The 15245-nt window shown below is 37.2% G+C and carries 21 protein-coding genes; 13 read left to right on the top strand and 8 right to left on the bottom strand.

The features are described from left to right. A partial coding sequence (pepF, locus tag RT445_RS01010) for an oligoendopeptidase F (RefSeq protein WP_313469397.1) occupies positions 1-1286 on the top strand: 1286 nt, incomplete at its 5' end. A gap of 399 nt (positions 1287-1685) precedes the next feature. Here the strand turns inward: pepF and RT445_RS01005 are convergent. The 4 genes from RT445_RS01005 to RT445_RS00990 form a co-directional block, all read right to left on the bottom strand. After that, entirely contained in the window at positions 1686-2495 is an 810-nt protein-coding gene (locus RT445_RS01005; protein ID WP_312504833.1) for a DsbA family protein, read from the bottom strand. Continuing rightward, entirely contained in the window at positions 2488-2895 is a 408-nt protein-coding gene (locus tag RT445_RS01000; protein ID WP_012292959.1) for a globin domain-containing protein, read from the bottom strand. The genes RT445_RS01005 and RT445_RS01000 overlap by 8 nt, the downstream gene beginning before the upstream one ends. A 308-nt stretch (positions 2896-3203) precedes the next feature. Continuing rightward, positions 3204-3986, bottom strand: coding sequence for a lytic transglycosylase domain-containing protein (locus tag RT445_RS00995; protein WP_312504830.1), 783 nt, complete (start codon positions 3984-3986; stop codon positions 3204-3206). Positions 3987-4018: 32 nt separating this feature from the next. Then, entirely contained in the window at positions 4019-4606 is a 588-nt protein-coding gene (locus RT445_RS00990) for a CYTH domain-containing protein (RefSeq protein ID WP_313469394.1), read from the bottom strand. A gap of 126 nt (positions 4607-4732) precedes the next feature. Between RT445_RS00990 and RT445_RS00985 the strand changes: the two genes are divergently transcribed. From RT445_RS00985 to RT445_RS00960, 6 genes are all read left to right on the top strand, one after another. Beyond that, entirely contained in the window at positions 4733-5116 is a 384-nt protein-coding gene (locus RT445_RS00985; protein WP_274795700.1) for a UPF0738 family protein, read from the top strand. Between the two features lie 54 nt (positions 5117-5170). Then, on the top strand, positions 5171-5842 hold the full coding sequence (gene yjbM / locus RT445_RS00980) for a GTP diphosphokinase (protein WP_274795701.1): 672 nt from the start codon (positions 5171-5173) through the stop codon (positions 5840-5842). Next, positions 5839-6633 carry an NAD kinase gene (locus RT445_RS00975; protein ID WP_274795702.1) on the top strand — a complete coding sequence of 265 codons (795 nt, stop codon included), beginning with the start codon at positions 5839-5841 and terminating at the stop codon, positions 6631-6633. The genes yjbM and RT445_RS00975 overlap by 4 nt, the downstream gene beginning before the upstream one ends. 1 nt (position 6634) lies before the next feature. After that, a complete protein-coding gene (locus RT445_RS00970) occupies positions 6635-7543 on the top strand; it encodes an RluA family pseudouridine synthase (RefSeq protein ID WP_396631786.1) in 909 nt (302 codons plus the stop codon). 300 nt (positions 7544-7843) lie between these two features. After that, positions 7844-9220, top strand: a complete 1377-nt coding sequence (mgtE, locus tag RT445_RS00965; protein WP_312504826.1) for a magnesium transporter — start codon at positions 7844-7846, stop codon at positions 9218-9220. A gap of 53 nt (positions 9221-9273) precedes the next feature. Beyond that, the gene (locus RT445_RS00960) at positions 9274-9675 is read left to right on the top strand and encodes a hypothetical protein (protein WP_312504825.1); all 402 of its coding nucleotides are present in this window, start codon (positions 9274-9276) and stop codon (positions 9673-9675) included. Positions 9676-9738: 63 nt separating this feature from the next. Here the strand turns inward: RT445_RS00960 and RT445_RS00955 are convergent, their stop codons facing one another. After that, the gene (locus RT445_RS00955; RefSeq protein ID WP_008174263.1) at positions 9739-10263 is read right to left on the bottom strand and encodes a CotY/CotZ family spore coat protein; all 525 of its coding nucleotides are present in this window, start codon (positions 10261-10263) and stop codon (positions 9739-9741) included. Between the two features lie 133 nt (positions 10264-10396). On the opposite strand from RT445_RS00955, the gene RT445_RS00950 reads away from it, so the two are divergent. The 6 genes from RT445_RS00950 (at position 10397) to RT445_RS00925 (ending at position 13251) form a co-directional block, all read left to right on the top strand. Continuing rightward, positions 10397-10801, top strand: coding sequence for a YhcN/YlaJ family sporulation lipoprotein (locus RT445_RS00950; RefSeq protein WP_274795706.1), 405 nt, complete (start codon positions 10397-10399; stop codon positions 10799-10801). Further along, positions 10802-11257 carry a stage V sporulation protein AC gene (gene spoVAC / locus RT445_RS00945; protein WP_274795707.1) on the top strand — a complete coding sequence of 152 codons (456 nt, stop codon included), beginning with the start codon at positions 10802-10804 and terminating at the stop codon, positions 11255-11257. Beyond that, the gene (locus RT445_RS00940; protein WP_274795708.1) at positions 11251-12246 is read left to right on the top strand and encodes a stage V sporulation protein AD; all 996 of its coding nucleotides are present in this window, start codon (positions 11251-11253) and stop codon (positions 12244-12246) included. Before spoVAC ends, RT445_RS00940 begins: the two co-directional genes overlap by 7 nt. 16 nt (positions 12247-12262) lie before the next feature. Next, entirely contained in the window at positions 12263-12622 is a 360-nt protein-coding gene (gene spoVAE / locus RT445_RS00935) for a stage V sporulation protein AE (protein ID WP_274797271.1), read from the top strand. A 65-nt stretch (positions 12623-12687) separates the two neighbouring features. Next, positions 12688-12864 carry a YjcZ family sporulation protein gene (locus RT445_RS00930; RefSeq protein ID WP_274795709.1) on the top strand — a complete coding sequence of 59 codons (177 nt, stop codon included), beginning with the start codon at positions 12688-12690 and terminating at the stop codon, positions 12862-12864. A gap of 138 nt (positions 12865-13002) precedes the next feature. Continuing rightward, on the top strand, positions 13003-13251 hold the full coding sequence (locus tag RT445_RS00925; RefSeq protein ID WP_274795710.1) for a stage VI sporulation protein F: 249 nt from the start codon (positions 13003-13005) through the stop codon (positions 13249-13251). Between the two features lie 190 nt (positions 13252-13441). Here RT445_RS00925 and RT445_RS00920 read toward each other — a convergent pair whose 3' ends face one another. The 3 genes from RT445_RS00920 to RT445_RS00910 form a co-directional block, all read right to left on the bottom strand. Next, positions 13442-13870, bottom strand: coding sequence for a GNAT family N-acetyltransferase (locus RT445_RS00920; protein ID WP_274795711.1), 429 nt, complete (start codon positions 13868-13870; stop codon positions 13442-13444). 3 nt (positions 13871-13873) lie between these two features. Next, the gene (locus RT445_RS00915; RefSeq protein ID WP_274795712.1) at positions 13874-14389 is read right to left on the bottom strand and encodes a YjcG family protein; all 516 of its coding nucleotides are present in this window, start codon (positions 14387-14389) and stop codon (positions 13874-13876) included. 83 nt (positions 14390-14472) lie between these two features. After that, positions 14473-15192 (bottom strand): alpha/beta hydrolase, encoded by a 720-nt coding sequence (locus RT445_RS00910; RefSeq protein ID WP_274795713.1) that lies wholly within the window; start codon positions 15190-15192, stop codon positions 14473-14475. Between the last annotated feature and the right edge of the window lie 53 nt (positions 15193-15245).

Raw genomic sequence — 15245 nt, 5'->3', positions numbered from 1 at the left:
GCATGTTAAATAATGCCGATATGGTTTTCCCTCATGTGAAAAATGAAGAGGGCGAAGAGGTACAGCTTACACATGGTAACTATATCAAGTTTTTGGAGAGCAAGGATCGCTCTGTACGTGAGGGTGCGTTTAAAGCCATGTACGAGACTTATGGTAAATTTAAAAATACGTTTTCAGCCACATTAACTGGTAATGTAAAGAAGCATAATGTAAATGCTCGTATTCGTCATTATGATTCTGCTCGCCATGCAGCGATGTCTAATAACTTCATTCCAGAAAATGTTTATGATCAGTTAATTGAAACGATTCATAAGCATTTACCAGCAATGCAACGTTATATTTCATTGCGTAAGAAGTTATTAGGTGTGGATGAATTGCATATGTGGGATTTATTTGCTCCTCTTGTTAAAGAAGTGGAAATGAAGGTTACTTATGATGAGGCGAAAGATATTTTAGTGAAAGCATTAGCACCATTAGGTGAGGAATATCAAAGCATCGTGCAAAACGGCTTGGATAATCGTTGGGTAGATGTTTTAGAGAATAAAGGTAAACGAAGTGGAGCCTATTCATCAGGTGCATATGGTACGAATCCGTATATTTTAATGAATTGGCAAGACAATGTAAATAATCTATTTACATTAGCACATGAATTTGGCCATAGTGTTCATAGTTATTATTCACGAAACAATCAGCCATTTGTATATGGAGACTATTCAATCTTTGTGGCAGAGGTTGCTTCTACATGTAATGAGGAGCTATTGAATGACTATTTACTGAAAACAATTGATGATCCTCAACAAAAGATATACTTACTAAATCATTGGTTAGATGGTTTTAGAAGTACGGTATTCAGACAAACAATGTTTGCGGAGTTCGAACATCTTATTCACCAAATGGATAAAAATGGTGAGTCATTAACGGCAGATCGTTTAACTGAAGTTTATTATGAATTAAACAAAAAGTACTTTGGTGATGATATTGTTGTGGATGAGGAAATTGGTTTAGAGTGGGCACGTATTCCACACTTCTACTATAATTACTATGTATATCAATATGCGACGGGTAAATCAGCCGCTACAGCGTTAAGTAAACAAATTTTAGAGGAGGGTCAACCAGCTGTAGAACGTTATATTAATAACTTCTTAAAAGCAGGATGCTCTGATTTCCCAATTGAAGTACTAAAGGCTGCAGGTGTAGATATGAACGTTGCTAAGCCAATTGACGATGCATGTAAGGTTTTTGAAGAGCGTTTAACTGAATTGGAAAAATTATTGTTAAATAATTAATTAAAAGGACTGTAGGAATATTCCTATAGTCCTTTTTTAGTTATTGTCAGTGTAATTTGAAATAAAAGAATAATGATTTTTTTTGATTTATAAACAGTTTAAAAGTGTGCATGTTGGATAAATACTGTTTGTAATCGCTTTCTATTTGACAAATTTGTGAATCTACTATTAGTTTCATTGCTAAATATATTATTCCATGATAGAGTAATTCTTGTGAAATAAATCACAAAACAAACATACACCCCTTTGTTTGAACGTGAACATTTCTCCCATCCCCTTTGTGAAAAAGAAGCGTCTCTATCGGTCGAGGATAGAGGCGCTTCTTTGTTTTTTGAGTAATTAAAAGCAACAGGGACCCCATTATAAATTAGTGGAGTCCCTTCCTTGTTGCTTATTGTATTATTTAAGACGCCATAACGTAGCGTGAGTTGTCTGAATTCGTTCAAGTTTTTGTTGTAGCATGCGTTTCTTTAGTTCACGCTCTGCTGCTTGCTCTGTTAATGAATAGATAAAAGCTATTTCATTTGTAGAAAGAGTATGGAATTTAGAAAATAAGTCCTCTATTGATGGTAATGGCTGGCGTACAAGTTGTTCGCTCAGCATTTCTTGTAAAATATGTTCATAAACTTCATAGGAATAGCTGCCACTAACTTTAAGCCCCTCATCTTCAATACATTCATTGAAAAATACGATGCTTGGCACTTCGTCAACTTCCATTTCACGTTTAATATATAAATCGCATTGGAAGGCTCGTGCTGCTTCCTTTGAGCCAAAGTCTACAGTGAACTCATTCATATCAAGCTGAACATCCTCTGCAATTTTTAAAAGAGTAGCATAGGAGTTTACATCTTGATGGCTTAATAAAACATATTCTTGTAGTTTCGATAAATAGCGTGCACCTGCACGTTTTCCCTGTAATTCAGCTGCTTTAATCGCAATAGAAGGTAACACAGGGTGATTAATATCAAGTTCGATTCCTGAAATACAACCTTTGACACGCTTACTTAAGCAGTTTAATGAAGTAAGCTCTGTGCTTAAAACATAGCGCCATGTAAAATAATGGTTGTATTCAAGCTGTAATTTACGAAGAGTCGCTTGCATACTGAAAGCTTCAGGGCAAAGTGGATCTACGAAAATATACAATTCAATTGGCTTATTAGCAGTAGAAATCGTTGGCGTCGGATCTTGTAGCATTTGAATATTATTCACGTAACAATTCCCCCTCATCGTCATTAGGCGTATTAACCATGTGATGAGCTGTTAATACTAAACGTTGATAATAAGTTTCACGGAACTTCCCTTCCAAACCTACCTCATCCATTGCTTCTGACATACACTCTAGCCAAGCTTGAGCGCGGTCAGGTGTAATCGGAAAATTCATGTGACGTGCACGCATCATTGGATGTCCATGTTCTTCAGTAAAAAGATTGGGTCCACCTAAATACTGTGTTTGAAATTGAATTTGCTTACGGGCTGTCTCTGTCAAATCCTTTGGAAAGATTGGAATAAGATCAGGATGCTGAGCAACTCTTTTATAGAACGCATGAATAAGTTCTTCCAGTTTTTCAGCTCCCAGCTCCTCATAAGGAACAGTGTATTTTCGACTCATAAGTTATATGCTCCTTTAATTCTTTATATCGTAAAGTATCATTTTTTCTGATCCAACAAATGTTTTTGTACCTAATGCGAAGCGTCAGGCACAGAAGACTATGAATGCTTGTTTTATCAGCGAGGCAAATTGATATACTTCGTCATCAGTAAAATGTGAATTTCTTGTGACTACCTTCATTCTATCAACGTCTTTTCGTTAACACAAACAAAGAGCTCTTTCGAATTGTTGTTCGCTAAAAAAGCACAAATTTCACCACAGAGGGTGAAATTTGTTGGAAAAGGCATAGAGAACAGGGAATATGCGGTTTACACCGTAAAGTAATTCATCACTTTTTTGACATAATTCTGTGTTTCCTTGAAAGGAGGGATACCTCCATATTTTGTAACACGTGATGCGCCAGCATTGTAGGCAGCTAATGCAAGTGTAGGATCATTATTAAATTTATCTAGCATTTGACGCAAATATTTCGCTCCAGCCATAATATTTTGTTCTGGGTCAAAAGCGTTTGTCACGCCTAAATATTGAGCAGTTGTAGGCATTAATTGCATTAAGCCTTGTGCTCCCGCATGGCTTACTACGGTTGGATTAAAATTAGATTCTTGTTTTATAACAGCTGCAATAAGCTTTGCAGGTACTTGATAAGTAGCAGCTGCTTTTTCAATAATAGCGGCATACTGATTAGCTCCTGCTAGTGAATTGGCATAAGCGGTAGAGCCTATTACATCATCCGAAACATAGGAATCAAGCTTTTTACTAGTAGATGTGTTAGCTAATGCATGTTTGACAGATTCAGGGATAAAAACAGCATTAGAGCCTTGGTAAAGCAATGATTCCAATGGACTTGATTCGGATGTATTTGCTAACATTGCCAGCTGATTGACGAAATCTGAATTATTAGCTGTCCCTGTTGCAAGCAAGCTAGATAATTTGGCATTGCTTGCAGTCGAGGCATCTCCTAATAACTCATTGATCATGTCAGAAAAAATAGAATTATTGTCAGTCAGGTTGTTTGGTGATGAATTTTCAGCAGCGCCAAGTGTTTGCAATGCTTGAATTTCTAGTAAAGATTTTAGTGATTGAATATCCAAGGAGTTAGTCACCTTCCGTTATATTTATACTATTATGAATTTTGTGCTCGTAGGGCCTTCATAAAGCGCGCTATTTTTTTATCTGTAGCTTGTTTTTTAATTCCATATTGTTGTAAAAATTCGTCGAAAATTGTATTTCCTTTTATTGCATCTTTTGCTTCATATTCTACCTCATAATCGTCACACTGCAAATAGTAAGAATGGTCAAAAACGAGAAGTCCCTCTTTATAAGGAATTTCGACACGATCCGTAGTGAGAGAACCAAAAACCTGCAATTGTTCCAAAGGAATTTGATAGAAGTCCAATCTTTTAGCTACCTCTATGGCATAAAACCCTTTACCATCTAGCATTTGCTGTGCTTGTGCTGCTGTAAGTTCATCCGTCGTTTCAAGATGAGCGTGCTCGGCATTTTTCTCTTTGAGGGTAAATTCATAATAATCCCCAATTTGTCTAATACGCAGTCCACTCTGTAGTTTGCGAATAGCCTGAGTAGGTGTGTCAAAATAATGATTTGTTTGTCGATGAATAGCATTTTGACTTATGTGGAAGTCTTCTAATAACTGCTCATATTGTTGTTTTGTTAATAGATTTTTAAATTCAATTTCAATCTCTTGTGTCATTTATATTCACCTATTTATTTTTTTATTTTTCATTCGTTGTTTCGCTTGAATTAATATTTACACACTGCAACTATTTACCCTGTGTGATAAAATAAGAGGAAGAGTACAACGAAAAGGGGAACCGCAGTGCGTAAAATTTATACAATAGAAACATCGAATTTTGAACAAGATCAACTTCATTTTAGTTTAAACGACAATGAAGTAAATTTACAGTTAAAACCTGCTGGACAACTCATTGCAGATTCAGATGACTTTGCATTTATTTATTTACTTGATGCAGGTGAAGACTATCATTACTTGCGTTTTCCGCCGAGTAGTTGGGAGAATCTTGTACATATTTTACAAAAAAAGAAAAATCCAATACTACGAATAGGGAAAGAAACGATTGAACTGACAAATTTTTACGAAGAATTGGAAATGCTCGTGTATAATATTGAAGGAAATTTCAATTACGGGGCAGAATTTGTCCAAGCGGTGGAACAACACTTCAAGACAATTCTCGCTGAATAGAAAGACAAAACGAACAGACGGTGATGTTCGACCGAATGTCGGGAGGTTTTTACAATGGGACAATGGGAAATATTTTTAAGTCCTTATAAACAAGCAGTAGACGAATTAAAAGTAAAATTAAAGGGCATGCGTTCTCAATTTGGAATTGTGAATGCCAATTCTCCAATTGAATTTGTAACTGGACGTGTAAAGCCCTTAGCAAGTATATATGATAAAACGTTAGAAAAAGGATTAGCTTTTGAACCTTCTAAACAACTTGGTGATGAACTTGGCGATATTGCTGGCCTTCGTATTATGTGTCAATTCGTTGATGATATTGCAACGGTAACAGAGCTTATTCGTCAGAGGAAAGATATGCGTGTAGTAGAAGAACGTGATTATATTACACATAATAAACCAAGTGGGTATCGCTCTTATCATATGATTGTTGAATACCCGGTTGAAACGATTCAAGGGAAAAAAGTAGTATTAGCTGAAATTCAAATACGAACATTGGCCATGAATTTCTGGGCATCTATTGAGCATTCTTTAAATTATAAATATAAGGGCATGTTCCCAGAGGAAATTAAAAACCGCCTGCAAAGTGCAGCAGAGGCAGCATTTCGATTGGATGAGGAAATGTCATCAATTCGTAGTGAAATTCAAGAGGCACAGGCTTACTTTAGTGAATACAAAGAGGCATCGAATCCTAATTTACTATCGGAGAAGGAGCGTGACGCACAATGAAGTTTTCGATACAATCACGTAGAGATGCACAATCCAATGAGCTAATGGAGCTAGCTAAAACCTATTTACAGGACTTTGGCTTAACATATGATGAGGAAACACCAGAAATCGTAGTTTCTATTGGAGGAGACGGTACGCTGTTGCATGCCTTTCATCGATATTCTCATTTATTAGATCAAGTAGCCTTTGTAGGTATTCATACGGGTCATTTAGGGTTTTATGCGGATTGGAAGCCATCAGAGTTAGAAAAGTTAGTTTTGTCCATTGCTAAAAAAGACTTTAATGTTGTAGAGTATCCACTGCTAGAAGTAAAGGTAGAGCATCATAATGCTGAATCCAACACGTATCTTGCTTTAAATGAAGCAACAGTCAAATCGCCAGATGTAACACTTGTTATGGATGTCGAACTCAACGGTAATCAGTTTGAGCGTTTCCGTGGAGATGGTCTTTGTGTGTCAACTCCTTCTGGTAGTACAGCTTATAATAAAGCGCTCGGTGGGGCGATTATCCATCCTACGTTAGCGGCACTGCAGATCACAGAAATTGCGTCGATTAATAATCGTGTGTTTCGGACTGTTGGTTCACCATTAATTTTACCAGCGCATCATCATTGTGTCTTACGTCCAGTAAATGATCAGAATTTTAATATGACCGTTGATCATTTACAAATTACACAAGGTGATGTGAAGGCCATTGTATTTAATGTAGCAAATGAAAGAGTACGCTTTGCTCGTTTCCGCCCCTTCCCATTTTGGGAACGTGTGCATGAGTCCTTCGTCGCGAATGAGTAAGATGGATACAAGATTTAAACTACGCTTTATTGCTAACAAAAAGGGCCAATTATTACGAGAAGCTCTTCAAGAATGGCGTATTTCTAAGCGAGCTTTAACCGCCATTAAATTTGATGGCGGCTTGTTGACTGTGAATGGTGTTGAACGTAATGTAAGACATGTTCTTGATATTGGTGATTGTGTGGAAGTGACCTTTCCCCCTGAGGAAAGAAGTGACGGGCTTGCTATTGAAAATGGTGATTTGACCATCGTATATGAGGATGACGCAATCCTCGTCCTTGATAAACCAGCTCATCAAAGTACGATACCCTCACGAGAGCATCCAACCAATAGCATTGCAAATGTAGTTTGTGGTTATTTTCAGCAACAAGGATTAGCTTCCACTGCTCATATTGTCACAAGGTTAGACCGAGATACATCAGGCTTACTCTGTATTGCCAAGCATGCACATATTCATCATTTAACGGGGCTTGCTCAACGTCATGGTCAAATTTCAAGACAATATGAAGCCATTGTGCATGGACATGTTGTACAAGATGTCCAATCAATTGTGGCCCCTATTGGACGCAAAGAAACCAGCATTATTGAGCGAGAGGTACGTCAAGATGGGCAATATTCACATACTGATGTAACGGTGTTAAAAAGGTTTTATTTTAATAATGAACCAATGACACATATAAAGCTTCGACTCCATACAGGACGTACGCATCAAATTCGTGTTCATATGTCTTATTTAGGATATCCACTTATTGGAGATGAACTTTATGGAGGAAATCGCCAATATATTGGCCGCCAAGCATTGCATTGTGTGTCTTTAGATATGGAGCATCCTTTAACAAATCAAACATTACGGTTCTCAAGTTTGCTCACTGAAGATATGCAAAGATTGCTAAATGAATCTTCCGCTTAAATTAATGACATAAGGAGATGTTCGCACAACGGGCATCTCCTTCATTTTTGTTATAGAATTAGGATGGAGAGATTTTCTTTACATCTTTTTCATAAATAAATGACAAATATAAGGTATAGTAATATAGAAATCTTCACTTTTTTGGGGGCAATATCCAATTTCAAGGAAGTTCATGAAAATACGCATTGAAAAGATATAAAAAAGGGTTTGCAGAAAGGGTATAATACCCTCTATTATATAGAAGGTAGATTTACGGCATTGCCCGTAAAATAAATGAAAGCTCGGAAGGAGGGGACAAGCATGATAGAGGAAAGAAATGAAAAGGATGATGTGCAATTTGATGAGGCACATCTACGAGAAATGCTCGAAGCACATAATATTGACGCATTCCGTGATGAGTTTTTAGAACTTCATCCATATGATCAGGCAACGTTTTACGAAAAGGTGGAACCTGATATAAGGAAGATTATCTATTCGTTCTTGTCTCCGACGGAAATGGCTGATATTTTTGAGGCAATCGATATCGAAGATGATGAGTATAAAGCATATCTTGCTGAAATGGATCCTTCATATGGTGCAGAAATGCTTTCTCATATGTATGCTGATGATGCGGCTGATGTCTTGAATGAACTGGATATGGCCCAACGCGAAAGTTATTTAGAAATGATGGATGAGGAAACGGCTGAAGAAATTAATGAGCTACTAAGCTATGATGAATATACAGCTGGTTCTATCATGACCACTGAATATGTCGCTATACCAGAAAATTCAACCGTACGTTCAGCGATGGCCATTTTACGTAAAGAGGCACCAGATGCAGAAACTGTTTATTATATTTTTGTAGTAGATGAAGAACACCGTTTGACAGGTGTTATCTCATTACGTGATTTAATCATTGCTGATGAGGATACACTTATTCGTTCCATTATGAACGAACGTGTTGTCATGGTACATGTAGGTGATGACCAAGAAGAGGTTGCACAAATTATGAAGGATTATAATTTCTTAGCAACACCGGTTATTGACGATAAAGGTGAACTTCTTGGTATTATCACAGTTGATGATATTATTGATGTTATTGATGAAGAAGCGTCGGAGGATTACTCAAAATTAGCCGGTATTTCGGATATGGATAAGTTTGATGTAACTCCATTCCAAGCAGCTAGAAAACGTCTGCCTTGGTTAGTGGTACTACTGTTTTTAGGTATGCTTACGGCCAATTTAATGGGCCAATTTGAGGATACTTTAGATAAAGTAGCTTTATTAGCTGTCTTTATTCCGCTAATTTCAGGGACTTCCGGAAATAGTGGAACACAAGCATTAGCTGTAGCGATCCGAGGTATTGCCACAGGAGACGTGGAGGAACATAGTAAATTTAAGTTACTACTTCGTGAAGCGGGTACAGGCTTAATGTCTGGTATTGTTTGTGGATTAATTGTTATTGGTATCGTTTATTTTTGGAAACATGAACTCGTTCTAGGAATGCTAGTAGGAGCAGCCCTTTGTGGATCCATTTTAGTAGCGACATTAGCAGGCTCATTTATACCGTTGTTAATGCATCGTTTGAAAATAGATCCAGCGGTAGCATCAGGGCCGTTTATTACAACTTTAAATGATATTACAAGTATTTTGATTTACTTAGGGCTAGCGACAGTTTTCTTAAGTCAAATAGGCTAAGAACCAATTTGCTTACTTCCGCATATTGTATGGAAAAAAGGGAAGTGAGTAAAGTGGATCGAGAACCACGCTTGTTTATAAAATCACCATCATATTTTTTAAATATTTCTAAGGTGTTACATGAACTTGATTTGGATGAAAGTACATCTGTATATGTAAAGGATCACATTTTCGAAGAGGAAACAGTTGAAGAAAAAGAAGATGTAGTAGAAGATGTACAAATTGATCCGTATTTACTGAAACAACTCCAATTTTTAGAAAAGCCATTTCGTCAGAGAGCCTACCAGCCATTATTAGTTTGTTTAAAGGATGGTAGAAAATTAACTGGTACTGCTTCAGATGTACAGAGTGATTCTTTAATGCTGACGTCATTAGAATTAAAATCACAGGAAATCATTTATTTTGAAGATATACAACAAATACTTTGGCGTGGAAGAAAGTTGCCAACATTATAAAAAAAGTGTACAGCAGAGGATGCTGTACACTTTTTTTATGTGTGTGTGTCAAAGGTGAAAGAATTAGTCACAAATCCCTAAGTCAACATCAGCGATACATTGTACAGCGCAGAAGCAAGATAAATCTACAGTAATACAGCTATCTGTTGAGTTCCAGTCATCTACTTTACAGATTTTCTTCATGTTTACGCAACAGCCGTCACGACTTAATAAGTCTACTGTACTTTCACTAGAGTCAAATGTACATAATGGCTCTAAAACACGTAAAGTCGCACAGCACTCATCAAACATATCTTCTACGCGGAAGAATACGGATGTACAGATACAAGGATCTGCTGTTGGTGAATTAAAGAATGCTTTGAAAGGAGTACCATCTTTTGTAATTAACATGAATACACGTGTATCTGCTTGTGAGCGTGCAGGACTAACAATCCCGCCTAGTGGTTCTAAGAAACAGTTAGCTGTACATGGAGAACACTCATCTCGCACCGCTTGATTTTGAATATCTAAAATAGCGCGAACTACGTCACAAACGCAGCCTGCTGAATGGATTGGTCCAATAGGATTTGTTGGCTTACCACAACCCATATTGTCACCTCCTTTCCTCGTTACTACTTCTACAATATGTACTTTTGAAAATTGGACTCGGGCTTTCGTATATATCTTCGTATGAATAGTTTTTTTATGTGTGGAGAAACTGTAAAGAAAAGGAGGGTAAAACTTGAGGCTACTAAGAATGTCGTTACCTCTTTTAGTCGTTTTATCACTATTAAATGGTTGTGCTGAAAAAGAAAAATTTATTGTCTATGGATCACTACAAAATGAAAGTGAAGTCGAAGCCCTTATTAAAGAGGAAGACTATGTCGATCGTTCAACAGTTATCCAATATGACGATAGTATGCTTGTTGCAGTACAAATTAAACCATGGGAAAAGTGGAAAAAGACTAAGTTAGAGAAAAAGCTACAAAAGAAGTTTGATGAGAAATATCCAAACAAAGAAGTGTTTGTCTCAGCTGATTATAAAATTTTTTATGAAGCCAATAAAATAAAAAAGGATCAGATTGAAGATAATAAATTGAGCGATAAAATTACAGAACTTAAGGAGCTTGCAAAGGAGGAGACCTAAATGGAAAAAGAGCAATATCAACAGTTAGAGCAAAATGTTACGCCAAAGCCTCCCTATTTAAAGAATGTTGCAAAGGCATTCTTTGTTGGTGGTTTTATATGTGTAATTGGTCAAGCTGTGTCCCTTTTTTATATTATTTTCTTCAATTTTACAGAAGCGACAGCAGGAAATCCAACTGTTGCAACAATGGTGTTTTTTGCCATGATTTTAACAGGTCTTGGCCTTTATAAAAAAATTGGTCAATTTGCTGGGGCTGGAACGGCTGTACCTGTCACAGGCTTTGGTAATGCCGTTATCTCGGCAGCTATCGAACATCGATCAGAGGGGCTCGTCCTAGGAGTAGGCGGAAATTTATTTAAATTAGCAGGGTCAGTCGTATTATTTGGGGTAGTATCTGCTTTTTTCGTAGCCCTCATTAAATATATCCTTGTGACGATAGGAGTGGTTTCATGGTAATCGTTTTTCAATCGAAGCCATCTCTATTAGCTGGTGGTGTTGTAGCTGGTCCTTTAGAGAACCGGAGTATTTTTAGTCAGTATTTCGACTCCGTCTATGATGATGAACGCTGGGATATGAAAACCAATGAACAAGGTCATCGCAAAATGATCGAAGAGGCCTGTGAATTTGCAATGAAGAAGATTGGTGTACAAAAAGGAGAAATCGATTATTTCATGGGTGGAGATTTGGTCAATCAAATGACGCCAACCAATTTTGCAGCAAGAGATTTAGAAATCCCTTTTATTGGATTGTTTTCTGCCTGTGCCACATCCGTATCTTCAGTGATTATTGCGTGTCTGTTAACAGAGATGGGAGCTGCTAATTTTTCACTAGCGGGTGCCTCTAGTCAGCATAATTCAATTGAACGTCAATTCCGCTATCCTATCAATTATGGTGCACAAAAGCCAAAAACTGCTCAATGGACTGTAACAGCTGCTGGCTATGCGCTAATCGGTAAGCATCGTGAGGAGTATCCTACAATAGAAGCAGCAACGATTGGAAAATCAGTAGATTATGGTATGGATGATCCTTTTCATATGGGCGCAGCAATGGCACCAGCTGCCTTCCAAACTATTCAATCTCACCTACAGCAAAGAAACCAAAAAATTTATCATTATGATTTAATTTTAACCGGTGATTTGGGTCAGCTTGGTTTAAAACTATTGAAGGGAATGCTTGTTGAAAACGGTGTGAAGAATGAAGAGCTAACATTATTACGTGATGCAGGTGCCGAATTTTATGGACAAGATGAGGCATTCCAATCTGGTGCAAGTGGGGCAGGCTGTTCAGCAGCTGTTTTTTTTAGTTATGTTATTCAACAACTGCGTGCAGGCAGCTATAAGCGAGTATTACTTGTCGCAACAGGAGCGTTATTATCTCCATTATCGTATCAGCAAGGTGAAACCATCCCCTGTACAGCACATGCGATAGAAATTACGATGAAATGAGGCAAAAACTATGGTAATGACATTTGTATTTGCATTTATTGTTGGAGGCATTATTTGCGTCATTGGCCAATTATTAATGGATGTTGGCAAATTAACCCCAGGGCATACACTCAGCACATTAGTTGTTGTTGGGGCCATATTAGATGGTATGGGCCTATATGAGCCATTGATCAATTTTGCTGGTGCAGGTGCGACAGTGCCTATTACTTCCTTTGGTAATTCTTTAACACATGGGGCATTAGCTGAGGCAGAAAAACATGGACTGGTGGGTGTATTAACAGGAATGTTTGAAGTAACAAGCTCGGGAATCAGCGCAGCTATTGTTTTTGGCTTTATTGGTGCATTAATTTTTAAACCAAAAGGAAATATTGACTAGACGAATACCCCTCCCATTTTTACAACCGAAACATATTATAGGTTGTAGAAGGGAGGGGTGCTTTTATGGGATATCAAGGCTGGTGCTCACAACCGTATGGAAATAATGTTGGTGGCTGGAATAATAGCTATTGTGGGGGTTACTCTGGAGGCGGAGGCAACAACTATGGCTATGGTTCTACATTCGTTCTAATTGTTGTCCTATTTATTCTATTAATTATTGTTGGCGCTACTTATATCTAATTTGATAAACATATAGTTAAGGCTTTAACTTTTATTTAGTGGGAGCTTAAAACTAAATAAAGTTAAGGCCTCCACCATTTGTGAAATGTTTCGTGCAAGATGCAAGGTCAATTTGAGTTTAATGATAGGAGGGAAAACATGCATCGCTCGTTTTTTAATTCGATTGAGCAAAAAACAGGTGTATCGATGGATGAAATCTTCGCATTAGCCAATGCCATTCAACATGCGGATTTTACCAATGAAAAGCAAGTAAGAAAAATTGTACGACGTGTTGCTAAAATATCTAATAGATCCATTACTCAAGAGTTAGAAGATAAATTAGTGCAATCTATTATTCAAGATGGTGGATCACTAGATTTCGATAAAATCACTAGAATGATGAAGTAGCGCATGGCATATCTACTTGGCAAAGCAGCTTGTTACGATAGAGTAGATAAATGGTGGCAAGCGAATTCGTCTCTTTATAAAAAATGGTGTTACGATAAATGCAAAAGTGCATATCGTAACACCATTTCAACTTGCTAGGTACTAAAAAAAGCAGGATGGCACCTCTGGCCAATTGTAACCGAGAGATTGATTAAATTAATTTCTCCATTGCACGATGTGGAATGCCTGCATCCATAAATTCAGGAGAGGTTACCGTATAGCCAAGCTTTTCGTAGAAGGGAATCGCATAGCTTTGGGCATGAAGCTTTAAAGTTTTTTTATTAATGGAAATGGCATGTTTCTCCATTTCATTCATAATTAATGCTCCTAATTTTTTGCCGCGCTGAGATTGTAAAATACAAACACGTTCAATTTTAGCTGTAGTATTGTCAATACTACGTAAACGTGCTGCTCCGACTGGTTCATCATGATTATACATAATGAAATGTGTTGCTGTTGCATCCTCTGCATCACATTCTAGATGAAGCGGAACACCCTGCTCCTCAACAAAAACTTTTTTACGAATAGCGAAGGCATCATCGTATTCGTGCTTTGTTTCAACAATTTTAACGTTATACAATCATCACTCAGCTCCAGACAAACGGAATGTTTCGTATGTTGTCCATGAACCATCTTCTAATTGGTATAAAAGATGAATGCGATCAATTGTATCCTTTTCATCAACGCCAGTCATGCGTAATTGTCCGAAGATGTCGTCATGCTCGGAGTCTGACATTTTTTGAGCGATTGTAATATGAGGAACAAATACATGTTTCGTTTCCCCATAAGGGATTTTCTCTTGCAGAGCATGTTGGAATGCTGCTAATTGTTCAGTTGGTTCAATGCGGAAGTAAATTGCATTGGTTGTAGGGAAAAACGAACTTATGCGAGATGCATGAATGTTTAATGGTGCATATTTAGCAGCAAGTTCATCTAATTGCTTGACGATGGTTTGAATCTCTTCTTCAGACGCATCGAAGCTATCCTTTAACGTTATATGCGGTGTAATTTTCGCATAGTGTGGATCATATCGTTTGCGATAAGTGTTCGCTAAATCTTGCAATTTTTTTGATGGAAATGCCACAATACCGTACTTCATAGTCCATTACCTCCCGAAAATAAACAATTTTTCTATTTAAGTATAACAGAAATTTCAGTTTTCGTAATTTTAATCACCCAATATTAATTGAAATTTTCAATTAATGCACGGCGAAGGTCTGGTTTCCAGTATTTCCATGTATGATTGCCATCGAACTCATCATAAAATGTAGTAAACCCTTTCCGAATCATTAGCTCATGCAATTGACGATTAGGTGTTAAAAAGTCTTTGATCGTTTTATCCATTGTTACAACCTGATCTTCACCTTTACCTACGATATGGTAGATAGAAATAGAGCCTGGATCTTTAAAATTTTCTACAGCCTTTAATACATCTTCGTCCACATATGGTGATTGTAGTATGACTTTGCCGAAGATACTTGGGTATTTTAGGGCAGCCATTAAGGAAGCCGTAGCGGCCATAGAATCACCAATTACACCACGACTCATACCCATCTGGTAAGTAGCATATTCACTGTCTAAATAGGGTACTAGCTCATGCGCTAAAAAGCGCAGATAGGCTTCGTGTTGCACACCGCTTGGAATATATTTATGACGTCGATCTTTAATATCTTTGTAAGGAACAAAAGCTATAATTAAATTTTCGATTTCATAGTCATCAATCAGTTCATCAGCTAGCTTTGTAATGCCGCCAAGTTGGAAATAATCTTTACCATCTGATGCGATTAAAATATTGTATTTATAAAGTGGAGAATAATTTGCAGGAACATAAATATAGAGCTGTAATTCTTCCTGTAATGCTTCACTATAAAATGTTAAATCCTGTACTGTTCCCTTATCCAATGATGACACTCCTTCTTATGTTTGTAACAAAATTGTACCATATTACGAAAGTA

The sequence above is a fragment of the Lysinibacillus sp. genome, assembly GCF_032093475.1.
Taxonomy (GTDB): domain Bacteria; phylum Bacillota; class Bacilli; order Bacillales_A; family Planococcaceae; genus Lysinibacillus; species Lysinibacillus irui.
The sequence above is the reverse complement of the archived record's forward strand: the minus strand, read 5'-3'. Positions and strand labels throughout refer to the sequence as shown.